Genomic DNA, 24,078 nt, shown 5'->3' on the forward strand with positions numbered 1-24,078 from the left:
GGGGGTGTGCGGCACCATGGGGCGCCGACAGACCCGCACCCCCTGGAGGAACCCCATGCCCGCGGCACCCAAGCCGGAGATCCTCGCCGCCTTCGAGGCCGCGAAGGGGTTCATGCCCGTCGGCGAGGGGCTCGCGCTGTACGAGGCGGCTGCCGAGGCCGGGCGGCTCGGGCTGCCCCTCCTGGAGGTCGGCACGTACTGCGGGCGCTCCACGATCCTGCTCGCCGACGCGGCGCGTGAGGCCGGGGTGACCGCGATCACCGTCGACCACCACCGGGGCAGCGAGGAGCAGCAGCCCGGCTGGGAATACCACGACCCGGACACCGTGGACCCGCAGGTGGGGCGGATGGACACGCTGCCCACCTTCCGCCGCACCCTGCACCGTGCCGGTCTGGAGGACCACGTGGTCGCGCTGGTGGGCCGCTCCCCGCAGATCGCCGCGTTCTGGCGCACGCCCCTCGGTCTCGTCTTCGTCGACGGCGGCCACACGGACGAGCACGCGAACGGCGACTACGAGGGCTGGGCGCCGCACGTCGCCGAGGGCGGCCTCCTCGTGATCCACGACGTGTTCCCGGACCCGGCCGACGAGTTCACCGGCCAGGCCCCGTACCGCGTGTACCTCAGGGCGCTGGAGTCCGGCGCGTTCACCGAGGTCTCGGCGACCGACTCGCTGCGCGTCCTGCGGCGCACCGGAACGGGCATCTGAGGCCGCGGCCGTCACGGGAGCCCCTCCCCGCACCGCCGCCGGCCCGCAGGGAGCCGACAGCAGCCATGTCCGCCATGGAGACCGTGGACGGCCGCTAGGGTGGCAGGCGTGTCGTACGTAGGCCCTGACTTCGATCCGCCCCAGCCGCGCCGTCCCCGGCGCGGACCGCTCACCGTCGCACTCGCCGCGCTCGTGCCGGGCGCGCTGGCCGGATGGCTGGTGTGGCAGGCGGTGGGCGACGACTCGGGAGGCGGTTCCGGCAAGGCTGCCGGGGCCTCGACGGCCGCGCCCTCGTCCGCTTCCCCCGAGGCGTCCGCGTCCCCGACGGCCGACGGCAAGGCGAGTCCGCCGGCCGCGTCGTCCCCGGCCGCGAAGCCCTCCACGTCCCGGCCCGCCGCCTCCGGCCCCCTCAAGGGCAAGGTCGTCGTCATCGACCCCGGGCACAACGCGGGCAACTTCCGGCATCCGTCCGAGATCAACCGCCAGGTGGACATCGGCACGAACCGCAAGGAGTGCGACACCACCGGCACGTCGACCAACGCGGGTTACACGGAGGCGAAGTTCACCCTCGACGTGGCCCGCCGGATGCGGACGATCCTCGAACAGCAGGGCGCCACGGTGAAGTTCACCCAGGACGGGAACCGCTCCTGGGGTCCCTGTGTCGACGAGCGGGCCCGGATCGGCAACGAGGCGCGCGCCGACGCGGCCGTCTCCATCCACGCGGACGGATCGGCGGCCGGCAACCGCGGATTCCATGTGATCCTGCCGGCCGCGGTGCACGCGGGCAGCGCGGACACCCGCCCGATCGCCGCCCCTTCGCGCGACCTGGGCGAGCGCATCGCCGGCCTGTTCGTCCGCGAGACGGGCAGCGCGCCCTCCAACTACATCGGTGACGGTACCGGTCTGGTGACGCGTAAGGATCTCGGCGGTCTCAATCTGTCAACGGTTCCCAAGGTGTTCATCGAGTGCGGCAACATGCGCGATAGCAAGGACGCGGCGCTGCTGACCAGCGGTGCGTGGCGGCAGAAGGCGGCGCGTGGGATCTCTGAGGGAATCGTGAGTTTCCTGCGCGGGTAGTGATCGGCGGACGGAACCCGGCGGACACCCAGATCGGACGGGCGATAGTGTCGTCCCTACGATGAGGGGCCACCCCCGCGCTTCACACCGAGGCCCGACGGCGACACCATGACGGCGACACGGTGACAGCGACGCCTCCACCGATGACGAGACGACTGACGAAGGACCTGAAGTGAATATCCGCTCCCTCACTAGAGGCGACGGCGTGGTGATCGGAGCAGCGGTGTTGCTGTTCATCGCGTCGTTCCTCGACACGTTCGACGGCCGCGGCAGCGACGTTCCCAACGCCTGGGACAACCTGGGCCTCGTGATGAGCATGTACGTCGCCGGCATCATCGGTGCGGCCCTCATCGTCGTCGCCCGGGCGCTCCCGCAGCCGCGGAAGATCATCGGCCTGGACCTCGGCCAGCTCGGGGTGGCCCTGACGATCTTCGCCGCGTGGACCTCGTTCTGGACCATCCTCGACCCGCTGGGTGCCTTCAGCGACACCTTCGGCAGCTCGGACGTCGACACGGGTTCGGGCCTGATCCTCGGCCTGCTCGCCGCGCTCGTGCTGGCCGGTGCCGCCATCGCCACCCCCCTCGTCCCCGCCCTCAAGGCGGCCCTCGTCGGCGCTCCGCGTCCGGCCGCGCCGCAGCCGTACGGGGGGCAGCCGCAGGGTGGTTACGGCTACCCGGGCGCCCAGCAGCCGGGGCAGCAGCCCTACGGCGGCCAGCCGCAGGGCGCGCCGTTCGGCGGTCCGTCGCAGCAGCAGCCCGCCCCGTCGCAGCAGCCGGCCGCCTCGGACTTCTCGCCGTTCTGGTTCGCCGTGCCGGTGGCGCGTCCGCTGTTCGGCGAGGACGGTTCGCAGACGCCGATCGCCGAGCTGGCGCCGGGCACCTGGTACCTGGCCGTCGAACAGCGCGGTGCCACCCTGGTGGCGCAGACACAGGACGGCCGTCGTGGTGTCCTTCAGGACACCACGGGGATCCAGCGCGGCTGAACCCCGCACCCGTACACCGGATCACGGCCCCTCGCCCTTCACGGCGGGGGGCCGTTGTCGTACAGTCGCAGGCGCGGAACCTTTGCTGACGAATCGTCAGATCCTGTGTTCTGGAGGCGACATGCGGCTCGGACTCGCACTCGGCTACTGGGGCCGCGGCCCGTCCGCGGACCATGTGCCGCTCGCCCGGGAGGCCGAGCGGCTCGGCTACCACTCGGTGTGGACCGCCGAGTCCTGGGGCTCCGACGCCTTCACCCCGCTCACCTGGATCGCCGCGCACACCTCCCGCATCCGGCTCGGCACCGCCGTCGCCCAGATGGCGGCCCGTTCCCCCACCACCACCGCGATGCACGCGCTCACCCTCGACCACCTCTCCGGCGGGCGCATGATGCTCGGTCTCGGTCTGTCGGGACCACAGGTCGTCGAGGGCTGGTACGGACGTCCGTTCCCGAAGTCGCCGCTCACCGCCACCCGGGAGTACGTCGACGTCGTCCGGCAGGTGCTCCGCCGCGAAGGGCCCGTCGAGCTGGACGGACGCTTCCACGCCCACCCCTACCGCGGGCCCGACGGGACCGGCCTCGGCAAGGCCCTGAAGCCGATCACGCACCCGCTGCGCGCCGACCTGCCCGTGCTGCTCGGCGCGGAGGGGCCGAAGAACGTCGCGCAGACCACACGGATCGCGGACGGCTGGCTGCCGCTGTACTGGGCGCCGACGCGCCCCCAGGCGTACGAGGCGTCGCTGGACGGGCTGCGGGACGGCTTCCTCGTCGCCCCCATGGCCCGCGCCCACGTCTGCGACGACATCGCCGAGGGGCTGCTGCCCGTCAAGGCGATGCTCGGCTTCTACATCGGCGGGATGGGACACGCGGCCCGCAACTTCCACGCCGACCTGATGGCGCGCATGGGGTACGAGGAGGAGGCGCGCAGGATTCAGCGGCTGTTCCTCGAAGGGCGCCGGGAGGAGGCCGTCATGGCCGTCCCCGACGCCTTCGCGGACGAGATCTCCCTCGTCGGTCCCCGCGAACGCATCGCGGAGCGCCTGGAGTCTTGGCGCAAGGGCCCGGTGACCGACCTGCTCGTCCTGTCACCGGACCGGCACACGCTCCGGGTGCTCGCGGACCTGAACGCCTGACGGCGCGCAGGACTGTCCGGTGGCCGGGCGCGGGACGCCCGGCCACCGGACGCGGGGGACGGTGGGGCTCAGCCGCCCGTGAGCTGCGAGCCGGACGGGACCTGGTTCTTGACCTCGGCGCCCGCGCTCTTTCCGGCGCCCTTCACCTGGTTGATGATGTCGTTGAAGGTGTTCGCGACGGCGTCTGTGGAGTCGCCCTTGCGGAGCTTGGCGGGCAGGTCCTTCAGCGACTCGACGCCCGCGGCGAGCGGGGCGACGGCCTTGGAGAGCGTGGGGTCGCCCTGGGCGTTCTTCAGGGCGGCCTTCAGCCGGTTGTAGGCGAACGCGCCCGCGAGGCCGGCCTTGATGAGGGTGAACTTGCGGCCGTTGGCGCCCTTCTTGAACTTGCCCGCCTTCCAGGGCTTGTAGATCCACTGGTACGTGGCGCCGGCCGCGAGGCCCGCGTTCGCCACGAACCGCGTCTTGGCGAGCTTCTGTTTCTGCGCGGTGGCCGACGGGCTCGGCGTCTTGCCGGACGCCGACGGGGTCGGGGTGCCGGCGGGCGTCGACGGGGTCGCGGTGGCGGCCGCGGGAATCGCTACCCTGGCGCCTTTGGCGTTCGCGCCGCTGGTGCACGCGGTGCCGCCCGCGATCAGGGCACAGCTGAGGGTGAGCGCCACGACGAGGCGCCGTATCGGTACAGGCACGGGGTCCTCCGGGGCAGGAGCGGTGCTCCCTGGTCCAGTGGTCCTCCCCGGTCATGGGAGAACACGGCTCTCCCCGCCAGCGTCACCCCGCGCGGGACGTTGCGCCACTTGGGCGAATCGGTTCAGGTTTCATACACGACTGCGCGGCAACCCGCAGGACATGTCCCCTCGATATCGCAACGGTTCCAACCAGGCGGGGACGGTCATCGCGATCGTCGCGGACGTGATGGCCGTCATCCTCGGTCTCTGGATCCTGATGTATCTGCTGGACGCCAACCGCGCCAACGATCTGGTGCAGTTCGTCCACGACGTGGCCGGCTGGCTGGCGGGCTGGTCCCGTGACCTGTTCACCTTCGACGAGGCGTGGGCACGGGTCGTCGCCGGTTACGGCCTGGCGGCCGTCGTGTACCTGTTCATAGGGCACGCGATCGCCAACCGCATGCACCGGCACTGACGGCGGGGCCCGGCACGCGACGGCCGACGGACGGCAGCCGCTCCCGGCGGGACGGCCGGGGCGGCTGCGTGACGGCGGTCAGACGCAGCAGTCGGGGTCCAGGCCCGTCGGCAGGCGCTCCCCGCCGAAGACGGCGCAGGTGGGCTCGTCGCCGCCGAGCGCGGCGACGGCCAGGAGCAGCGACCCGGCGGTCCATGTGGTGAGTTCCTCGGGCCAGATCACCTGGTCCTCGAAGACGTAACCCGTCCAGTACAGGCCGGTCTTCGGATCGCGCAGGTGCTGGATGGACTGAAGGATGTCCAGCGCGCGGTCGGATTCGCCCACGGCCCACAGGGCCAGGGCGAGTTCGGCCGATTCTCCCCCCGTCACCCACGGGTTGGGGACCACACAGCGGACACCGAAGCCGGGGACCACGAAACGGTCCCAGCCCTCCTCGATACGGGACTTGGCCTCCGCGCCCGTCAGCGCACCGCCGAGCACCGGGTAGTACCAGTCCATCGAGTAGCGGTCCTTGTCGAGGAACCGCTCCGGGTGCCGGCGGATCGCGTGGCGCAGCGCGCCCACCGCCAACTCCCAGTCGGGCTGCGGCTCTTCGCGCTGTTCGGCGATGGCGAGCGCGCAGCGCAGGGCGTGGTGGATCGACGAACTCCCGGTCAGCAGCGCGTCGTCGACAGGAGTGCCGTCGTCCTCGCGCTTCCAGCCGATCTGGCCGCCGGGCTGCTGGAGGCGCAGCACGAACTCCACGGCCGCGTAAACGGCCGGCCACATGCGGTCCAGGAACGTGTCGTCACCGGTGGCGAGGTAGTGGTGCCAGACGCCGACCGCGAGGTAGGCGCAGAAGTTCGTCTCGCGCCCGCGGTCGGTGACGTCGGCGGCGTCCCCGTCGGCGTAGGCCGCGTACCAGGAGCCGTCCTCGTTCTGGTGCCGGACCAGCCACGCGTACGCCCGCTCGGCCGCCTCGTGCTCGCCGGCCGCGTCCAGTGCCATGGCCGCCTCGGTGTGGTCCCACGGGTCGAGGTGGTGACCGCGGAACCACGGTATGGCGCCGTCCGGGCGCTGCACCGCGAGGATTCCGCGCACGGTGGCGGCAGCCTGCTCGGCGGTGAGGACCCCGGGCAGGACGAGGTGTTCTGTCCGGGGGGTGGTCACGTGGCGTCCGCCTCGGAGAGGTGCGGCAGGTGCGGCTTGGTCGCGTAGGCCACGAAGCTCTTGCCGATCAGCGGGTTCAGCGCCTGCTCGGCGACGCGGGTGGCCAGCGGCTTCTTCATGATGTCCCAGACGAGCAGCTTGTGGTACGCCCGCACGGGCAGCGCCTTGTCGTTGTCGACGCCGAACGCGCACTTCAGCCACCAGTACGGCGAGTGCAGCGCGTGCGCGTGATGCGTGCCGTACGGCCGCAGTCCGGCTTCCCGGATCTTGGCCAGCAGCTCGTCCGCCTTGTAGATACGGATGTGGCCGCCCTCGACCTCGTGGTACGCGTCGGACAGCTTCCAGCAGACCTTCTCCGGGCCGTAGCGCGGGACGGTGACGGCGATCCGGCCGCCCGGCTTGAGGACCCGCACCATCTCGGCGAGGACGCCCTTGTCGTCGGGGATGTGCTCCATCACCTCGGAGATGATGACGACGTCGAAGGACTCGTCGGGGAAGGGCAGTGCGAGCGCGTCGCCCTCCATGGCCGTGGCGGTGGCACCGGCGGGTGCCTCACCGGCCTCCTTCATCGCCGCGAACCACTTGGCGACCTCGCGGATCTCGTCGGCGTTCTGGTCCAGCGCGACGACCTGGGCGCCGCGCCGGTAGCACTCGAACGCGTGCCGGCCGGCACCGCAGCCGAGGTCCAGGACACGGTCGCCCGGGGCGAGCGGGAACCGGGAGAAGTCGACGGTCAGCACGTGGCCCTGCTTTCGCGGTTGGCGACAACTACTTCTTCGTCGGCGTCCTGCGCGGGCGCCGCCTGGGGACGGGAGGACGCGGCGGCCGGGCGGCCCGCGCCGGGCGCGGAGCGGTCCGGGGCCGCCGGACCGACAGAGGTCCGGCCCGCCGAGCGGGCCATCGCCTCGCGGTAGTGGGCCACCGTGCCCTGTGCGGCCCTGGCCCAGGTGAACCGCTCCAGGACGCGTGCGCGTCCCGCGGTGCCGAGACGCGCCCGCAGTCCGGGGTCGCCCAGGAGCCGGTTCAGTGCGGCGGCCAGCGCGCCGGCGTCGCCGGGCGGCACCGCGAGGCAGGTCTCCCCGTCGGGTCCGGCGACCTCGGGGATCGCTCCTCCGGTGGTGGCCACCAACGGCGTACCGGTGGCCATCGCCTCGGCGGCCGGCAGCGAGAACCCCTCGTACAGCGAAGGCACGCAGGCGACTTCGGCGGAGCGGACGAGGTCGACGAGCTCGGCGTCGGAGATGCCCTTGACGAACTCGACGGCGCCTTCGAGTCCGTAGCGCTCGATGGCCTGCGCGACGGGCCCGTCCTCGGAGCGTTTGCCGACGACGACGAGGTGCGCGCCGGGGTGCTCGGTGCGCACCTTGGCGAGGGCCTCGACGAGGAAGACGAGCCCCTTGAGCGGCACGTCCGCGCTGGACGTCGTCACGATCCGGCCGGGCACCTGACGGACCGCGGGATCCGGCGAGAAAAGGTCGGTGTCGGCGCCGATGTGGACCACGTGGACGCGGCTGTCGCGCACGCGGAGATGGTCGACGATCTCCCGGCGGGAGGTGCCGGAGACGGTGAGCACGGACGGCAGACGGCGCGCGACGCGCTTCTGCATGCGCGTGAACGCGTACCAGCGGCGGACGGAGGCGCGCCGCTGCCAGCCCTCGGCGGCGTCGAGTTCGAGCTGCCGGTCGACGGTGATGGGGTGGTGGATCGTGGTGACGAGCGGTGCGCCCACGTCGCCCAGCAGGCCGTAGCCGAGGGTCTGGTTGTCGTGGATGACGTCGAACTCGCCGCGTCGGGCGCGCAGATGACGGCGGGCGCGCAACGAGAACGTCAGCGGCTCGGGGAAGCCGCCCGTCCACATGGTGCCGACCTCCAGCGCGTCGATCCAGTCGCGGTACTCGTCGCGTCCGGGGGTGCGAAAGGGGTCGGGCTGGCGGTACAGGTCGAGGCTGGGCAGCTCGGTGAGGGAGAGCCCGGCGAGCCCCTCGCCCTCGTCGAGGACGGGGTAGGGCTGGGAGCCGATGACCTCGACCGTGTGGCCGAGCCGGGCGAGTTCGCGCGAGAGGTGCCGTACGTAGACGCCCTGACCGCCGCAGAACGGGTTTCCCTTGTAGGTGAGGAGCGCGATGCGCAGGGGCCGGTCCTCCCCGGGCCCTCGGCCGCGCCCGCTCAGGGAGGGGTCCGCGTCGGCGGCCGCACCCTCCCCGGGGCCCGCCTCCATGGCCTCAGCGGTCACTTCCGGCCCCCTTCTTTCTGCACTTTCCCGCGAGATTACGCCGGGACGCTAATCTAGAACAAGTTTCAGACTTGATCGTTCAAGGAGGACTGAATCTACCGGCAGGTAGCGCCGCTGTGAGGGGTGGATCAGGTGATTCACGCCACGGCCGACGCCATGACCGCACGACGGGGTCGGCCGGCTCGCACCGCGGCGAAGGCCCTGCCATGCTGACTCGTCGCTCCCTCTCGCTGATGTCACGGAACGGACCCATGCCTGCGGAAGCCAAGGCGGACTCGAAGAACACGCGACAGGCGTCGCGCTCCCCCGCGCACGCCCCCCAGCCGGCCTCGCCCCCGCTCACCGAGCGGCAGGAGGCGCGCCGCCGCCGGATCCTGCACGCGAGCGCGCAACTGGCGAGCCGGGGCGGCTTCGACGCCGTGCAGATGCGCGAGGTCGCGGAGTCCTCCCAGGTCGCCCTGGGCACGCTGTACCGGTACTTCCCGTCGAAGGTCCATCTGCTGGTCGCGACGATGCAGGACCAGCTGGAGCACATGCACGGCACCCTGCGCAAGAAGCCGCCGGCCGGGGACACCGCGGCGGAGCGGGTGGCGGAGACACTGATGCGGGCGTTCCGTGCGCTCCAGCGCGAGCCGCACCTCGCCGACGCCATGGTCCGCGCGCTCACCTTCGCGGACCGCAGCGTCAGCCCCGAGGTCGACCAGGTCTCCCGGCAGACCACGGTGATCATCCTGGACGCGATGGGACTCGACGATCCCACTCCGGCACAGCTCTCGGCCGTCCGCGTCATCGAGCACACCTGGCACTCGGCGCTGATCACCTGGCTGTCCGGCCGCGCCTCGATCGCCCAGGTCAAGATAGACATCGAGACGGTGTGCCGGCTGATCGACCTCACGACACCGGACGAGGGCCGCTGAGGCGCCCACGGGCGCGCGAAGAACCTACGAGACGGGTTCCCTTCGCCGGCATTGCCCGGATCAGGTATTGGGGGTCGCCTTCCGGCCCTGCTGCTGCCTTCCGGCCTCTCAGCCCGTCCGTCGACGTCGGCCCCGGCGGATGCCGAAGCGTCTCGCCCGAGTCGGCTACTCCGGTCGAACTCCCTCACTCGTCCCGTAGGCCAATACCAGGATAGAACACCCACGGCGAAATGAAATACCCCAGAACGGATTTTTTTCAGTCTTCTGGCGGAAAGACCGGTTCCCCGGTCCCCAGCACCGTGATCATGATGGCCTCCACGGGGCAGCCCTCCGCCGCCCCGAGGATCCTCTCGTTGGCATCGGTCTCCGGATCGACCGGATGCGACTGCATGGCGCTGTCCTGCCGGAAGGCGTCGGGAGCCTGGTGGACGCACTGGGCGGAGCCGATGCAGACGGAGCGGTCGACCTCGACCCGCCAGCGGTCACCCATGCTCACGCCTCCCAGCCGGCCGGCAGGTGGATCATCTTGTGCTCCAGGAACTCGCCGTACCCCTCGGGTCCGAACTCCCGCCCCAGGCCGGAGTTCTTGTAGCCGCCGAACGGGCCGAGCATGTCGAGGCTGAAGGTGTTCACGGAGTAGGTGCCGGTGCGGACCCGGCGGGCCACGTCGATGCCGTGGGCGACGTCGGCGGTCCAGACGCTGCCGCTGAGCCCGTAGTCGGAGTCGTTGGCGATCTTGACGGCCTCGGTCTCGTCGCCGTACGGGAGCAGGCAGATCACCGGGCCGAAGATCTCCTCGCGGGCGATGCGCATCGAGTTGTCGACGTCGCCGAAGAGGGTCGGCTCCACGTACCAGCCGCGGTCGACGCCGTGCGGGCGTCCGCCGCCGGTGAGGATCTTGGCGCCTTCCTCCTGGCCGATGCGGATGTAGTCGAGGTTGCGCTGCTGCTGGCGCCTGGCCACCAGCGGGCCGACCTGCGTCGCCGGGTCGAGCGGGTCGCCGACGACCAGGGCGCTCGCGGCGGCGGCGAAGGCGTCCGCGAACTCGTCGTAGCGGGAGCGCGGGACGAGGATGCGGGTCTGGGCCACACACGCCTGGCCGTTGTTCATCCAGGCGGCCGAGACGATCCCGGGGACCGACGTCCCGATGTCCGCGTCGGGCAGGACGACCGCCGCCGACTTGCCGCCGAGCTCCAGGGTCACGCGGGTGAGGTTGCGGGAGGCGACCTCCATGACACGCCTGCCCGCGGCGACGGAGCCCGTGAAGGAGACCTTGTCGATGCCGGGGTGTCCGACCAGGTACTCGCTGACCTCGCGGTCGGCGGGGAGGATCGACAGCACGCCCTCCGGCAGCCCGGCCTCCCGGGCGATCTCCCCGAGCAGATAGGCGTCCAGAGGCGACTCGGGCGACGGCTTCAGCACCACGGTGCAGCCGGTCAGCAGGGCGGGCGCGAGCTTGGCCGCCGCCACGAACTGCGGCACGTTCCACGGCACCACGGCCGCCACCACGCCCACCGGTTCGCGGCGCACCATGATCTTGCCGAGGACCCCGTCGCGCGTCTGCTCGTACGGGTAGTCGCGCGCGACGGTGATCGCCGCGTCCCACACCATCATCGCGCCGAGGGCCTGCGCGAGGACGCTCCAGGAGTACGGGGAGCCGTTCTCGGAGGAGATGACACGGGCGATCTCCTCGTGACGCACGGCGATCGCGTCCTTGATCCGGGTGACGACCTGGATCCGCTCGTCGAGACCCATGCGCGGCCACGGGCCTTCATCGAACGCCTTGCGCGCCACGGCGACGGCCCGGTCGACGTCCTGCGCACAGGCGTGCGGCACCCGTCCGATGACCTCCTCGGTGTGCGGCGAGACGACCTCGATGACGTCCCGGCCCAGGGGGTCCGTCAACTCCCCGCCGATGAACAGCTGTCCGTGTTCCACGAGCTCGGTCATGGCCGACTGCCTCCCCGGGGAAGTTCTCTGACGATCCATCAGATACGAGAACTGATACCAGTTCCCGTCGGCACAGTCCACGGCCCCGGCACCACCGGGAGCGGTCCTCGCGCGAACGGGGTCGCTCCGGAACCCCTCGGGAACAACGGCCGGAATCCGACCCGCCGGGCACACGGCCCCGGAGGAACGGTCGACTTGGGCTCCCATTGGAACCCGTTCTAGTTATAGTGGCGAGAACTCGGCGATGGGTGGGAAGCGCATGACGCAGGTGACCGATCACGGCGGGGGCGTACGGTCGATCAAGGTGCCCATCCCGGACAACCCTCTCGGCCACACCCTGGTGTACGTCGTCGACACCGACGCCGGCCCCGTCCTGATCGACACGGGCTGGGACGACCCCGGCTCCTGGGACACCCTCGCCGAGGGCCTCACAGCCTGCGGCACCTCCGTCGCCGGTGTCCAGGGCGTGGTCATCACCCATCACCACCCCGATCACCACGGACTGTCCGGCAAGGTCCGCGAGGCGTCCGGGGCCTGGATCGCGATGCACGCCGCGGACGCCGCCATCGTCCGGCGGACCCGGGAGAACCGGCCCGAGCGCTGGTTCGCCTACATGGCGGCCAAGCTGGAGGCCTCGGGCGCGCCCGAGGAGCACATCGCCCCGCTGCGCGGGACGCGGACGTCCGCGCGCCGCCCCAGCACCCTGCCCGGCTTCTCGCCCGCGCTGCCCGACCGGGAGATCGTCCCCGGCGAGCTGCTGCCCCTGCCCGGCCGCCGGCTGCGCGCCGTGTGGACGCCGGGCCACACCCCCGGCCACGTCTGCCTCCACCTGGAGGAGACCCACCCCGCCCGGCTGCCCGGCCGCGGACGGCTGTTCTCCGGCGACCATCTGCTGCCGCGGATCACCCCGCACATCGGGCTCTACGAGGACCCGGACGACGCGACCGTCACCGACCCCCTCGGCGACTACCTCGACTCCCTGGAACGCATCGGCCGCCTGGAGCCCGCCGAGGTGCTCCCGGCCCACCAGCACCCGTTCGCCGACGCTCCCGCCCGCGTGCGGGAGCTGCTCGACCACCACGAGGAACGCCTCACCGGTCTGCTGTCGCTCCTCACCACCCCCCTCACCCCCTGGCAGCTCGCCGAGCGCATGGAGTGGAACCGCCCCTGGGAACAGATCCCCTACGGCTCGCGAACCATCGCGATCTCGGAGGCGGAGGCGCACCTGCGCCGCCTGGTCAAACTGGGCCGCGCGGAGGCCGTGCCGGGCAGCGACCCGGTGACGTACGTCGCCGTGTGACCGCGCGGCGGCGACCCGCGTGGGAGCACGTTGCGACGACCCGTGCGTGAACACGCGGCGACGACCCGCCGCGCGGACGTCCGGGAGATGCGGGGCCGGTGCGGCGATGAGTTCCCGGCGCGCCGGGAGTCGTACGGGGTGACGGCGGGCAGCGGTGCCCGCCCCGTACGGAAGGTGACGCGATGAGCGGCCTGCACGATCTCCTGAAGGCGTACGTCGACGACGGCACGGTGCCGGGAGCGGTGGGCCTGGTCGCCCGCGGCGACCGTGTCGAGGTCCGGGCCGTGGGCTCCGTGGACGTCGAGGGCAGCGCCCCGATGGCCCGGGACTCGATCTTCCGCATCGCCTCGATCACCAAGCCGATCACGGCGGCCGCCGTGCTGACGCTCGTCGACGACGGCGTGATCGCGCCGGACGACCCGGTCGACGGCTGGCTCCCGGAGCTGGCGAAGCCGACGGTCGTGCGGACGCCGTCGTCACCGCTCGACGACGTGGTCCCGGCCGTGCGGCCCATCACCGTCGCGGACCTGCTGTCCTCCCGGCCGGGCTGGGGCTTCCCCTCCGACTTCTCGCTGCCGCAGGTCCAGGCGCTGTTCGAGGTGCCGGCGGACGGCCGCAGTCCGCAGGCCTTCCCTCCGCCGGACGCGTGGCTGGAGCGCCTGGCTCGCGTCCCGCTGCTGCACCAGCCGGGCGAGGCCTGGCTGTACAACACCAGCTCCGACCTCCAGGGAGTCCTGGTCTCCCGGGCGGCCGGCCGGCCGCTGCCGGAGTTCCTGGCCGAGCGGGTCTTCGAGCCGCTCGGCATGACGGACACGGCCTTCGAGGTGCCGGCGGCGAAGCGGGACCGGTTCACGAGCTCGTACCGGCCCGCCGGGGGCGGACTCGAACTCGTCGACACACCCGACGGGCACTGGAGCGGCGTCGCCCCCTTCCCCTCCGGCGCCGGCGGGCTCGTCTCCACGGCCGACGACTGGCTGGCCTTCGCGCGGATGCTGCTCGACGGCGGCACGGCGGGCGGGCGCCGGGTGCTGTCCGCCGACTCGGTGCGGCGGATGACCACCGACCACCTCACGCCCGCCCAGCGCGAGGAAGGCGCGCTGTTCCTGGAAGGGCAGGGCTGGGGGTACGGCGGTCAGGTCGACATCGCGCCCCTGGACCCGTGGAACGTGCCGGGCCGCTACGGCTGGGTCGGCGGCACCGGCACCACCGCCCACCTGGTGCCGTCCACCGGCACGGTCGCCGTGCTGCTCACCCAGGTCGCCATGGAGAATCCGACACCCACTCCGCTGATGCGGGACTTCTGGCGGCAAACCGCCGACGGCCCTCAGTGAAGCAGTTCGCGGATCAACTCCTCGGCATCACCGAGGAGTTCGACCTCGCGCGTGCTCATCGTCGGGTTGGCGGCGCGCCGGGCCCTGGCTCCGGCGAGGCCGTCGTCCGTCACGCGGTCCTCGTTGGCGTCGAGCATCGCGGCGAGCGTCTCGTGGGCCACCCCGGCGACGGCGTCGCCGCCCACCGCGACCTGGGCGAGGATGACCGCGGACATGCCCCAGTCCAGCCCGGGCGGCCCCTCCTCCGCGTTGGCCCAGTCGATGACCTTCGGGCCGTCGGGCGTGAGCATCACGTTGTCGGGGTGCAGGTCCAGGTGGAGGACGCGCACGGCGGGATCGGCGGAGAGCCGGGCGGGCACCGCGTGCAGTTTGCGCAGCAGCCGGGCGAGGATGAGGCCGGCCTCCTCGGGGGACAGCAGTCCCTCGCCGAACGCCCCCAGCATGGTCGGCCCGGTCAGCCGCTCCATGACGAGGTCGGTCCGGGTCGCCGCGCGGATCGCGGGCACCGGATAGCCGTGCGTGTGCACGTGCTGCATCACCGCGGCCTCGGCCGTGGCGTCGCCCCAGCCCTCCCGGTCGCGGCGCAGCACCCAGGCCTCGTCGACCTCGTAGACGTCCGCCGAGCGCCCCGAGCCGAGCAGTCTCCCCGTTCGCATGGGGCCGAACCTAGCGGCCCCGGCGGCGCCCGTCACAGGCGCCCCTCAGGCTCTTGCTACGGGCCGGTAGAGTGAGCGCGTCGTCATCACACCCGTACGGGGGGAAGCCGGTGCAATTCCGGCGCTGACCCGCAACCGTGAACCGCCCGAGGGCGGTGAGCCGGATCGCCTCGCCCGGGACGTGACCGGCTCGTGCCACCGGCAGCCCGCCGGTGGCCGGCACCGTCGAGGCATACGGGGCCGGAGCCGCCCGGATGCTTCAGCGTGCCCGGTGCTGCCCGGCTCCCCGCAGGGAGAGTCATGATTGTTCGCCGCAGCGCAGCGGTACTGGCCGCATCCGCCGTGATCGGCGCGGCCTTCGCACCGGCCGCCTTCGCCGCCGACGCGTCCCCTTCTCCTTCACCGGCCGTCCCGTCCGGCCTCTTCGGTTCCACCGACCCCACGTACGACGGGGTGTGGCGGCAGTCGCTCGCGCTGCTCGCGCAGCACACCGCGGGCGTCGAGCCGGCCGCGAAGGCGGTCAAGTGGCTGACCGGGCAGCAGTGCGCGACGGGCGCGTTCGCGCCGTACCGCGCCGACGCGAGCGCGAAGTGCGACGCCAAGACGATGGTCGACACGAACAACACGGCCGCCGCCGTGCAGGCGCTCGCCGCGCTCGGCGGACACGACGGCGAGCTGGGCAAGGCGGTCGGCTGGCTGAAGTCCGTGCAGAACAAGGACGGCGGCTGGGGCTACACCGCGGGCGGCGCGAGCGACGCCAACTCGACGTCCGTGGTGATCGGCGCGCTCACGGCGGCCGGGCAGCACCCCGGCGACGTGGTGAAGGACGGCAGGTCGCCCTACGACGCCCTGGTGAAGCTTTCTGTTCCGTGCGGCGAGGACGGCGGCGGTGCCTTCGCCTTCCAGCCGGACAAGAAGGGGAAGCTGGCGGCGAACGCCGACGCCTCGGCGGCGGGCGTGGTCGGATCGCTCGGCAAGGGCTTCGTGACGACGGCGGGCAAGGCCTCCGGCGGTGACACCTGCCGCGACGCCGGCGGGCTGACGCCGCAGGGGGCCGCCGCCAACGGCGCGTCCTACCTCGCGGGAAGCCTGGACGCCAAGCCCTACCTGCTGTCCGCGATGCCGGGCGCGAAGGACCAGCCGGACTACGGCAACACCGCCGACGCCGTCGTCGCGCTCGCCGCCGCGGGCCGGACCGCGGACACGAAGGAGCCGCTCGCCTGGCTGGAGAAGGAGTCCGGCGCCTGGGCGGCGAAGGCCGGTCCCGCCGCGTACGCGCAGCTGATCTTCGCCGCGCACGCCACCGGCACCGACCCGCGTCACTTCGGCGGCCAGGACCTCGTCGCGCAGCTCGGCAGGACCGGCCCGGCGGCGTCCGCGGCCGGCCGCCCGGACGCCGCGGACGAGAAGAAGGACGACGACAAGGGTCTCGGCGTGTGGTGGATCGTCGGCGTCGGCCTCGTCGCCGGCATCGGCATCGGCTTCCTGCTCAGCGGCCGCAACAAGAAGCAGCAGCTGTGATACGCCGTCGGACGTCCGCGCCGGTACTGGCCCTCGGCCTGGCCCTGCTGTCCTTGGTGCTCGGCGGCACCTCGCCGGCGCAGGCCGTCGGTTACCGCTACTGGTCCTTCTGGGAGCTGACCGGCGGGAAGTGGGCGTACGCCACGCAGGGGCCGTCGACCGCGCGGCCGTCCGACGGTGATGTCGTGGGGTTCCGCTTCGCGGTGAGCGAGGACTCGAAGAACGCCGTGCGGCCGCGCGGCGACAAGGACTTCGCGTCCGTCTGCGCAACCACGGCCGCGCAGTCCGGCAGGAAGCGGGTGGCGCTCGTCGTCGACTTCGGTGTGCCCGCCGACGCGCCGTCGGGCGAGACGCCGCCGGCGCCGCGCACGGCCTGCGCCCGGGTCGCCCCGGACGCGACGACCGCGGAGGCCCTCGCGTCGGTCGCCAAGCCGCTGCGCTACGGCGGCGACGCCCTCCTGTGCGCCATCTCCGGCTACCCCCGCACCGGCTGCGGCGAGCAGGTCTCGGCGCGGGGCGGGGCCGGTTCCGCCCGGTCCGATGACCGCTCCGAGCCGTCGGACGACGGCCCGTCGGTGGGCCTGCTGGCGGGAGCGGGTGCCGTGGCGGTCCTGGCCGGCGCGGCCGTCTGGCAGGCGCGCCGACGCCGGGGCTGAGCGGGCGAGATGACGAGGAACGACACCGAGGAGACGGCGGTGCCCGCCGCGGACGGCCGTCCGGCCGGGCGCTGGTCGGCCCTGTTCGAACGGGGCCGGGAGCCCGGTGACGGGCGGGGACCGACGCCGGACGCCACCGCCGGCCGAGGCCCGCGGCGCCCCCGCGGCGTCGCGCCGGAGGCGAACCGCGCCAACGCCCTGCATCCGGGGGCCTGGTGGGTCTGGGCCCTGGGGCTCGGCACCGCGGCGTCCCGCACCACCAACCCTCTCCTGCTGGCCCTGCTCGTCGGCACGACCGGATACGTCGTCGCGGCCCGGCGCACCTCGGCGCCCTGGGCCCGTTCGTACGGCGCGTTCGTGAAGCTGGCGATGGCGGTCCTCGGGATCCGGCTCGCCTTCGCCGTGTTCCTCGGTTCGCCGATCCCCGGCACGCACCTCGTCGTCACGCTCCCCGAAGTACCGCTGCCCGACTGGGCGCAGGGCGTCCGCATCGGCGGCCGGGTCACCGCGGAGGGGCTGGTGTTCGCGCTGTACGACGGTCTGAAGCTGGCCACGCTGCTCATCTGCGTGGGTGCCGCGAACGCGCTCGCCAACCCCGCACGGCTGCTGAAGTCGCTGCCGGGGGCGCTGTACGAGACGGGTGTGGCGGTGGTCGTGGCGCTGACCTTCGCGCCGAACCTGATCGCGGACGCACAGCGGCTGCGTGCGGCCCGGCGGCTGCGCGGCCGCGCCGACCGCGGTCTGCGCGGTCTGCTGCACGTCGGACTGCCGGTCCTGGAGGGCGCGCTGGAGCGTTCGGTGGCTCTCGCGGCGGCCATGGACGCACGCGGTTACGGGCGCACGGCGCGGGTGCCGTCCGGCGTCCGCCGCACCACGGCCGTGCTCACGCTGGGCGGTCTGCTCGGGGTGTGCGCGGGCACGTACGGTCTGCTGACCGCCGAGGGGGGAACCTACGGCCTGCCGGTCCTCGCGGCCGGTCTTGCCGCCGCGCTCGGCGGGCTGTGGCTGGGCGGACGCCGCACGCCACGCACCCGGTACCGGCCGGACGAGTGGGGTGTGCGGGCCTGGCTGGTCGCGGGCTCGGGCGTGGCGGTGGCCGCGCTGATGACCGCCGCGGCCTCGTACGATCCGGCGGCCCTGCGTCCCGGTGTCGTCCCGCTCGTGGCCCCCGCCCTCCCGCTGTGGCCGGCGGCGGCCGTACTGCTCGGTCTTCTCCCCGCGTTCGTCGCTCCGATCCCCAAGGAAGCCCCATGATCCGTTTCGAGGACGTCTCGGTGACCTACGAGAGGGCGGCCGGGCCCACCGTGCGCGGTGTGGACTTCGAGGTGCCGGAGGGTGAGCTGGTGCTGCTGGTGGGCCCGTCCGGGGTCGGCAAGTCGACGGTGCTCGGCGCGGTGAGCGGGCTCGTCCCGCACTTCACGGGCGGCACGCTGCGCGGCCGGGTCACCGTCGCCGGGCGGGACACCCGCACGCACAAGCCACGCGAACTCGCGGACGTGGTGGGCACGGTGGGCCAGGACCCGCTGTCCCACTTCGTGACGGACACGGTGGAGGACGAACTCGCCTACGGCATGGAGTCGCTGGGGCTCGCCCCGAACGTGATGCGCCGCCGGGTGGAGGAGACCCTCGACCTGCTGTCCCTGACGGATCTGCGCGACCGGCCGATCTCGACCCTGTCGGGCGGCCAGCAGCAACGCGTGGCCATCGGCTCGGTCCTCACCCCGCACCCGAGCGTCCTGGTCCTCGACGAACCCACGTCGGCGCTGGACCCGGCCGCCGCCGAGGAGGTCCTCGCGGTGCTCCAGCGCCTGGTGCACGACCTCGGTACGACGGTGCTCATGGCCGAGCACCGGCTGGAGCGCGTCGTGCAGTACGCGGACCGGCTCGTCCTCCTTCCCTCCCCGGGCGCGGCGCCGGTCCTCGGCACCCCCGCGGAGGTGATGGCGGTGTCCCCGGTGTGTCCGCCGGTGGTGGAGCTCGGCCGGCTGGCCGGCTGGTCCCCGCTCCCGCTGACGGTCCGCGACGCCCGGCGCAGCGCGGGGGACCTGCGCGAGCGGCTCGCACGGGCGCCGGGCGCCGCAGGCCCGGCACAGCTGCGTGCGCCGGCACAGCGAGACGGGTCGGCACGGCGGGGCGGTACGGCACAGCAGGACGAGGCCGGACGGGCGGACGTGACGGCACGGCGCGACGAGACCGGCCGGAGGGCCGGAGCGCAACGACGGCGGGAGGCGGGGCCGCAGGGCGTGCGGCCCGTCTCCGCGCTGGCACGGCTGCTGCGCCGCGGCGCCCCCGGCGCCCCGGCGGCGTCTCCGGGGGATCGGCCGGCCGTCGTGGAGTCGCTGGCCGTGCGGCGCGGTCGCATCGAGGCGCTGCGCCGGGTCGGCCTGACCGCCGCGCCCGGCGAGACGATCGCCCTGATGGGCCGGAACGGCGCGGGAAAGTCCACGCTGCTCGGGGCGCTGGTCGGGCTCGTCGCGCCCGCGGCCGGTTCAGTCCTGGTCGGCGGGGCGGTGCCGCACCGCACGGCGCCCCGCGACCTCGTACGGCGGGTGGGTCTCGTGCCTCAGGAGCCGAGGGACCTGCTGTACGCGGACACGGTGGCCGCCGAGTGCGCCGCGGCCGACGACGACGCCGGGGCCACGGCCGGGACCTGCCGGGCGCTGGTGTCGGAGCTGCTGCCGGGCATCGGGGACGACACGCATCCCCGGGATCTGTCGGAGGGGCAGCGGCTGGCGCTCGCGCTGGCCGTCGTCCTGACGGCGCGTCCTCCACTGCTGCTCCTCGACGAGCCGACCCGCGGCCTGGACTACGCGGCGAAGGCCCGGCTGGTGACGGTGCTGCGCGGCCTGGCGGCCGAGGGGCACGCCATCGTGCTGGCCACGCACGACGTGGAGCTGGCCGCGGAGCTCGCCCACCGTGTCGTCATCCTGGCGGACGGCGAGGTCGTCGCGGACGGCCCCACCGCGGAGGTCGTCGTGGCCTCGCCGTCGTTCGCGCCGCAGGTCGGCAAGGTGCTCGCCCCGCTGCCCTGGCTCACCGTCGCCCAGGTCCGGGAGGCCCTGTCGTGACCGGACCCGCCGCTCCCCGTCCCGCTCCGCTCCAGCGCCAGGCGCGGGCCGTGCGCCTCGGGCCCCGCTCGGTGGCAGCGCTCGTCCTGGTGAGCGCCACCGGTGCCGCCGGATTCCTCTGGCCGCTGATCGCGGGCCCCGGTTCGCAGGTCGGCGCGCACGCGCAGGACGCACCCTGGCTGTTCGCGGGGCTGCTGGTGCTGCTGGTCGCCGTGGTGGCCGCGACGATCTCGGAGTCGGGGCTCGGGCCGAAGGCCGTGGCGATGCTCGGCGTGCTGGCGGCGACGGGTGCGGCCCTGCGCCCGGTCGGGGCGGGCACCGCGGGTGTCGAGCCGATGTTCTTCCTGATGGTGCTGAGCGGGCGGGTGCTCGGCCCGGGGTTCGGGTTCGTGCTCGGCTCCGTGACGATGTTCGCGTCGGCGCTGCTCACGGGCGGGGTCGGCCCGTGGATGCCGTTCCAGATGCTGTCGATGGGCTGGTTCACGATGGGCGCGGGCCTGCTGCCGGGCCCCGACCGGCTGCGGGGACGTACGGAGCTGGCGATGCTCGCGGCGTACGGGTTCCTGGCCGCGTTCGCGTACGGCACGGTCATGAATCTGGCCGGGTGGCCCTTCATGGACGCGCTGGGCTCGGACATCGCCTACGACCCGGACCGCGGCCTGCCCGGGAACCTGGCCCGGTTCCTGGCGTACTGCCTGGCCACGTCCCTCGGCTGGGACCTGGGCCGGGCGGTCGTCACGGTCGTCCTGACCCTCACGCTCGGCGCGACGCTCCTCAGGGCGCTGCGCAGGGCCACGCGCCGGGCCGCGTTCGAGGCGCCGGTCACATTCGAACCCCGCTGAGATGCGGCCCAGGTCACACCGCCCGGTGACGGGGTGCGGGCGGTCGCGCACCGTGTGCCAGTTCCGGGGTGAGGCACCCCACAGGGCCTAAGTCACATCCTACCGGAGTTAGTAGGACAAAAGGGACGCCATGCCCACGTCATTAGGGGCCCTGACCTGCGGTTTGAGAGCCAGGTCACACGAAGGACTTTCTTCGTGGATGCGACCACCACTAGTAAAAGGGGTCATTGCGGACACGCTTCGAGCCTGTTTCTCTGGAGTCGTCGCCAGGCGCCGACGAGCCCACCCGGGCCGCGGCGCCGACGCATGCCGGACCTGCGCACCGCGTGGCAACGGACAGCGTGCGACCCCATGTCCCCGAAGAAAAAGGTTCTCCGTGTCCGTCTCCTTCATCCGCCGTGCCGTTGCCTCCCCGAAGAAGGCCCTCGCCGGTGCCGCCGTGGCCGCCGCCACGACCGGCATGGTGCTGGCCGCGGCCCCCGCCCAGGCCGCCGCGCCCACCTCCGCCTCCTCGGCTCGGTCGATCGCGCACCAGATGATCCCGGACGCCGCGCAGTTCAACGCCTTCAGCAAGATCGTCGAGCACGAGAGCGGCTGGAACGCCGGCGCCACGAACGCGTCCTCCGGCGCGTACGGCCTGGTCCAGGCCCTGCCCGGCTCGAAGATGGCGTCCGCCGGCGCCGACTGGAAGACCAACCCCAAGACCCAGATCAAGTGGGGTCTGGACTACATGAACTCCCGCTACGGCAGCCCCGTGGGCGCCTGGAGCTTCTGGCAGGCCAACGGCTGGTACTGATCAGCCCGAGCCTCACCCGCGTACGCGAAGGCGGCGGTCCCCGATCCCCGGGGCCGCCGCCTTCGCCATGCCGTCACCACCTCCGGCGGCCCCGCGGACCCCGGCCGCCGACGGAGCAGCGGTGCCGCACGGGCGGGCGATCGCCCGCCGGTGCGCCGATGGCGGCGTGTTCGTGTGGATCTGGCGTTCCCGCGCGTGTTATCGCTCATGGGGTCGACGCCACGGACGCGCGCCGGGCGTCGACATCCGGCGATCCCCCGCGTTCGTGGTGGACCTGGTTCCACCACGCCTGTCCCGCTGACCGGAGGCCCGATGCCCACGGAGACGGAGAAGCCGCACGACCGGGAGGAGCGCGGACTGCGGCTGGTGGGGGTGCTGCTGGGGCTCACGGTCGTCAGCGGGATCGTCGACGCGGTGAGCTATCTGGGACTCGGCCACGTCTTCACGGCGAACATGACCGGCAATGTGGTGGTCCTCGGCTTCGCCGCCGCGGGCGCGCCGGGCTTCTCCACCACGCACTCGCTGGTGTCCCTGGGGTCGTTCCTGGTGGGGGCGGCGGCGGGCGGGCGCTCCGGACGGCGGCTGGGCACGGGCTCCCGCCGCACCTGGGTGCGGATCATCCTCTGCGCGGAGGCGCTCCTGGTCGGCGCGACGGCACTGGCGGCCCACCTCGCACCCGGCAGGACGGGCACCGTGTACACGCTGATCGCCGTGACGGCCTTCGCGATGGGCCTGCGCAACGCGACCGTCCGCAAGCTGGGCGTGCCGGATCTGACGACCACCGTGCTGACGATGACGCTCACGGGCCTGGCCGCCGACTCGCGGCTGGGCGGCGGGCAGGGCAGCCGTTCCCCCCGCCGTACGGCCTCGGTCGTCGCGATGCTGGCGGGCGCGGTGCTCGGCGCGTGGCTGGTGCTGCATCACGGCCTGGGTCTGCCGCTGCTGGTCGCGGCGCTGCTGTCCGGGGTGCTCGCGGTGACGGCGTCGGGCCGCGAGTGACGGCGGACGGGACACGCCCGCGTCGGCGCCCCGCGGGAGGCAGGGGCGGGGCGTAGGGGGGATGCCCCTGCCTCCCGCGGGACGGGCCGACGGCACCGGGAGTCCGTCGGCCCGAGCGTGTGACCGCGTCGCTCAGCGGTGGCTGACCTGGAGTTCCTTGACGCCGTTGATCCAGGCGGAGCGCAGCCGGCGCGGGTCGCCGGTGAGCCGGAGGTCGGGCATGGCGTCGGCGATGGCGTTGAAGATGAGGTCGATCTCCAGGACGGCCAGGGACTTGCCCAGGCAGTAGTGCGGGCCGCCTCCGCCGAAGCCGAGGTGCGGGTTGGGGTCGCGGGTGACGTCGAAGACGTCCGGGTGGTCGAAGACGTCGGGGTCGTGGTTGGCGGAGGAGTAGAAGATGCCGACGCGGTCGCCCTTCTTGATCTGCTTGCCGCCGAGTTCGGTGTCCTGGGTGGCGGTGCGCTGGAAGGAGACGACGGGGGTGGCCCAGCGGACGATCTCCTCGGCGGCCGTGGCCGGGCGCTCCCTCTTGTACAGCTCCCACTGCCCGGGGTGGGTGAGGAAGGCGTGCATGCCGTGGGTGATGGCGTTGCGGGTGGTCTCGTTCCCGGCGACGGAGAGCATCAGCACGAAGAAGCCGAACTCGTCGGAGGCGAGGTTGCCCTCGTCCTCGGCGGCGACGAGCGTGGTGACGATGTCCTTGGCCGGGCACTGCTTGCGGTCGGCGGCCATGTTCATGGCGTAGGCGATGAGTTCGGTGGCCGACTCGGCGCCGACCTCCTCGGTGATGGCGTACTCCGGGTCGTCGTACGCGATCATCTTGTTGGACCAGTCGAAGATCTTGGCGCGGTCGTCCTGTGGGACGCCGATCAGCTCGGCTATCGCCTGGAGGGGCAGTTCGCAGGCGACCTCGGTGACGAAGTCGAACGAGCCGGACCGGGCGCGGGCGGTCTCGACGATCGCGCGGGCGCGGGTGCGCAGGGTGTCCTCCAGCGCGCGGATGGCGCGCGGGGTGAAGACGCGCTGCACGATCTGCCGGACGCGGGTGTGCTCGGGCGGGTCCATGTTGAGCAGGATGAGCCGCTGGGCGTCGATGGCGTCGCGCTCGATGTGCTCGTTGAACCGGATGATGGCCGTGTTGACGGTGGAGGAGAAGATCTCCGGGTGGGTGGAGACGTACTTGACGTCCGCGTGCCGGGTGACGGCCCAGTAGCCCTCGTCCTGGAAACCGGCGAGATTGGACGGCTGGGCCACCCAGTGGACCGGTTCGACGCGGCGCAGTTCGGCGAACTCCGGCAGGGGCACACGGTCGCGCAGCAGATCGGGGTCGGTGAAGTCGAACCCGTCGGGGAGCGCTGGACAGGGCATCGGCAACTCACTCCAGCCATCTGACGGTCCATCAGGAATTGCCGTGAAGGTAGTAACGGGTTCCACAACTCGCAAGAGGCGCGGCATCCCCAATTGCGTGCGGAATTCGTGCAGATCGCGACTTCCGAGGCTGCACGACCCTTGCGGTGGTGGACGCGATGTCAGCAGACTGCACACAGAACTAGAACGCGTACTAGTTCTGCGTGGCGGGTGGGCCGGGACGCCCGCGCCGCGCGGGTAACGGAGGAGAGGACC

23 protein-coding genes and 1 riboswitch are annotated in these 24,078 nt (G+C 72.8%); of the genes, 15 read left to right on the top strand and 8 right to left on the bottom strand.

Annotated elements, in window-relative coordinates; translation table 11 throughout:
• Positions 1-55: 55 nt before the first annotated feature.
• The 4 genes from H305_RS0113445 (at position 56) to H305_RS0113460 (ending at position 3,897) form a co-directional block, all read left to right on the top strand.
• Positions 56-706, top strand: a complete 651-nt coding sequence (locus H305_RS0113445; protein ID WP_028800854.1) for a class I SAM-dependent methyltransferase — start codon at positions 56-58, stop codon at positions 704-706.
• A gap of 108 nt (positions 707-814) precedes the next feature.
• On the top strand, positions 815-1,783 hold the full coding sequence (locus H305_RS0113450; RefSeq protein ID WP_028800855.1) for an N-acetylmuramoyl-L-alanine amidase: 969 nt from the start codon (positions 815-817) through the stop codon (positions 1,781-1,783).
• A 172-nt stretch (positions 1,784-1,955) separates the two neighbouring features.
• Positions 1,956-2,765: a DUF5336 domain-containing protein gene (locus H305_RS0113455; protein ID WP_028800856.1), complete on the top strand. Its 810-nt coding sequence runs from the start codon at positions 1,956-1,958 to the stop codon at positions 2,763-2,765.
• A 121-nt stretch (positions 2,766-2,886) separates the two neighbouring features.
• Entirely contained in the window at positions 2,887-3,897 is a 1,011-nt protein-coding gene (locus H305_RS0113460; RefSeq protein ID WP_028800857.1) for an LLM class F420-dependent oxidoreductase, read from the top strand.
• A 68-nt stretch (positions 3,898-3,965) separates the two neighbouring features.
• Here the strand turns inward: H305_RS0113460 and H305_RS0113465 are convergent, their stop codons facing one another.
• Positions 3,966-4,583 (bottom strand): hypothetical protein, encoded by a 618-nt coding sequence (locus H305_RS0113465; RefSeq protein WP_028800858.1) that lies wholly within the window; start codon positions 4,581-4,583, stop codon positions 3,966-3,968.
• A gap of 160 nt (positions 4,584-4,743) precedes the next feature.
• On the opposite strand from H305_RS0113465, the gene H305_RS0113470 reads away from it, so the two are divergent.
• Positions 4,744-5,037: a hypothetical protein gene (locus H305_RS0113470; protein ID WP_028800859.1), complete on the top strand. Its 294-nt coding sequence runs from the start codon at positions 4,744-4,746 to the stop codon at positions 5,035-5,037.
• A 78-nt stretch (positions 5,038-5,115) separates the two neighbouring features.
• On the opposite strand, the gene H305_RS0113475 is transcribed toward H305_RS0113470, so the two are convergent.
• Genes H305_RS0113475 through H305_RS0113485 form a run of 3 tightly spaced genes read right to left on the bottom strand, consistent with a single transcriptional unit; the run spans position 5,116 to position 8,419 of the window.
• On the bottom strand, positions 5,116-6,186 hold the full coding sequence (locus H305_RS0113475; protein WP_028800860.1) for a prenyltransferase/squalene oxidase repeat-containing protein: 1,071 nt from the start codon (positions 6,184-6,186) through the stop codon (positions 5,116-5,118).
• A complete protein-coding gene (locus H305_RS0113480) occupies positions 6,183-6,926 on the bottom strand; it encodes a class I SAM-dependent methyltransferase (protein WP_028800861.1) in 744 nt (247 codons plus the stop codon). The genes H305_RS0113475 and H305_RS0113480 overlap by 4 nt, the downstream gene beginning before the upstream one ends.
• Complete coding sequence (locus tag H305_RS0113485; RefSeq protein ID WP_028800862.1) at positions 6,920-8,419, bottom strand: glycosyltransferase family 4 protein; 1,500 nt, start codon at positions 8,417-8,419, stop codon at positions 6,920-6,922. The genes H305_RS0113480 and H305_RS0113485 overlap by 7 nt, the downstream gene beginning before the upstream one ends.
• Before the next feature lie 251 nt (positions 8,420-8,670).
• Here H305_RS0113485 and H305_RS0113490 point away from each other — a divergent pair, with 251 nt between their 5' ends.
• A complete protein-coding gene (locus H305_RS0113490) occupies positions 8,671-9,336 on the top strand; it encodes a TetR family transcriptional regulator (protein ID WP_028800863.1) in 666 nt (221 codons plus the stop codon).
• A gap of 256 nt (positions 9,337-9,592) precedes the next feature.
• Here the strand turns inward: H305_RS0113490 and H305_RS0113495 are convergent, their stop codons facing one another.
• A complete protein-coding gene (locus H305_RS0113495) occupies positions 9,593-9,826 on the bottom strand; it encodes a ferredoxin (RefSeq protein ID WP_028800864.1) in 234 nt (77 codons plus the stop codon).
• 2 nt (positions 9,827-9,828) lie between these two features.
• Positions 9,829-11,286 (bottom strand): aldehyde dehydrogenase, encoded by a 1,458-nt coding sequence (locus tag H305_RS0113500; RefSeq protein WP_028800865.1) that lies wholly within the window; start codon positions 11,284-11,286, stop codon positions 9,829-9,831.
• 259 nt (positions 11,287-11,545) lie between these two features.
• Between H305_RS0113500 and H305_RS0113505 the strand changes: the two genes are divergently transcribed.
• Complete coding sequence (locus H305_RS0113505; protein WP_028800866.1) at positions 11,546-12,586, top strand: MBL fold metallo-hydrolase; 1,041 nt, start codon at positions 11,546-11,548, stop codon at positions 12,584-12,586.
• A gap of 182 nt (positions 12,587-12,768) precedes the next feature.
• The gene (locus tag H305_RS0113510) at positions 12,769-13,917 is read left to right on the top strand and encodes a serine hydrolase domain-containing protein (protein ID WP_028800867.1); all 1,149 of its coding nucleotides are present in this window, start codon (positions 12,769-12,771) and stop codon (positions 13,915-13,917) included.
• Here H305_RS0113510 and H305_RS0113515 read toward each other — a convergent pair.
• Complete coding sequence (locus H305_RS0113515; RefSeq protein WP_028800868.1) at positions 13,911-14,573, bottom strand: phosphotransferase; 663 nt, start codon at positions 14,571-14,573, stop codon at positions 13,911-13,913. The two genes, H305_RS0113510 and H305_RS0113515, sit on opposite strands and share 7 nt — an antisense overlap.
• Positions 14,574-14,674: 101 nt before the next feature.
• A riboswitch (cobalamin riboswitch) is annotated at positions 14,675-14,743 on the top strand.
• 130 nt (positions 14,744-14,873) lie between these two features.
• On the opposite strand from H305_RS0113515, the gene H305_RS0113520 reads away from it, so the two are divergent.
• The 7 genes from H305_RS0113520 (at position 14,874) to H305_RS0113550 (ending at position 22,455) form a co-directional block, all read left to right on the top strand.
• The gene (locus H305_RS0113520) at positions 14,874-16,094 is read left to right on the top strand and encodes a prenyltransferase/squalene oxidase repeat-containing protein (protein ID WP_028800869.1); all 1,221 of its coding nucleotides are present in this window, start codon (positions 14,874-14,876) and stop codon (positions 16,092-16,094) included.
• A complete protein-coding gene (locus H305_RS0113525) occupies positions 16,091-16,750 on the top strand; it encodes an SCO2322 family protein (protein ID WP_028800870.1) in 660 nt (219 codons plus the stop codon). Before H305_RS0113520 ends, H305_RS0113525 begins: the two co-directional genes overlap by 4 nt.
• 9 nt (positions 16,751-16,759) lie before the next feature.
• Complete coding sequence (locus H305_RS45705; protein WP_199791395.1) at positions 16,760-18,004, top strand: energy-coupling factor transporter transmembrane component T; 1,245 nt, start codon at positions 16,760-16,762, stop codon at positions 18,002-18,004.
• Positions 18,001-19,818 carry an ABC transporter ATP-binding protein gene (locus H305_RS0113535; protein WP_028800871.1) on the top strand — a complete coding sequence of 606 codons (1,818 nt, stop codon included), beginning with the start codon at positions 18,001-18,003 and terminating at the stop codon, positions 19,816-19,818. The genes H305_RS45705 and H305_RS0113535 overlap by 4 nt, the downstream gene beginning before the upstream one ends.
• A complete protein-coding gene (locus tag H305_RS0113540) occupies positions 19,815-20,660 on the top strand; it encodes an ECF transporter S component (RefSeq protein ID WP_028800872.1) in 846 nt (281 codons plus the stop codon). Before H305_RS0113535 ends, H305_RS0113540 begins: the two co-directional genes overlap by 4 nt.
• 376 nt (positions 20,661-21,036) lie before the next feature.
• Positions 21,037-21,456 carry a transglycosylase SLT domain-containing protein gene (locus H305_RS0113545; RefSeq protein ID WP_028800873.1) on the top strand — a complete coding sequence of 140 codons (420 nt, stop codon included), beginning with the start codon at positions 21,037-21,039 and terminating at the stop codon, positions 21,454-21,456.
• Between the two features lie 312 nt (positions 21,457-21,768).
• The gene (locus H305_RS0113550) at positions 21,769-22,455 is read left to right on the top strand and encodes a YoaK family protein (protein ID WP_028800874.1); all 687 of its coding nucleotides are present in this window, start codon (positions 21,769-21,771) and stop codon (positions 22,453-22,455) included.
• Between the two features lie 132 nt (positions 22,456-22,587).
• Here H305_RS0113550 and H305_RS0113555 read toward each other — a convergent pair whose 3' ends face one another.
• The gene (locus tag H305_RS0113555) at positions 22,588-23,823 is read right to left on the bottom strand and encodes a cytochrome P450 (RefSeq protein ID WP_028800875.1); all 1,236 of its coding nucleotides are present in this window, start codon (positions 23,821-23,823) and stop codon (positions 22,588-22,590) included.
• Positions 23,824-24,078 lie beyond the last annotated feature (255 nt).

It is taken from the genome of Streptomyces sp. 142MFCol3.1 (genome assembly GCF_000424945.1).
GTDB classification, from domain to species: Bacteria; Actinomycetota; Actinomycetes; order Streptomycetales; family Streptomycetaceae; genus Streptomyces; species Streptomyces siamensis.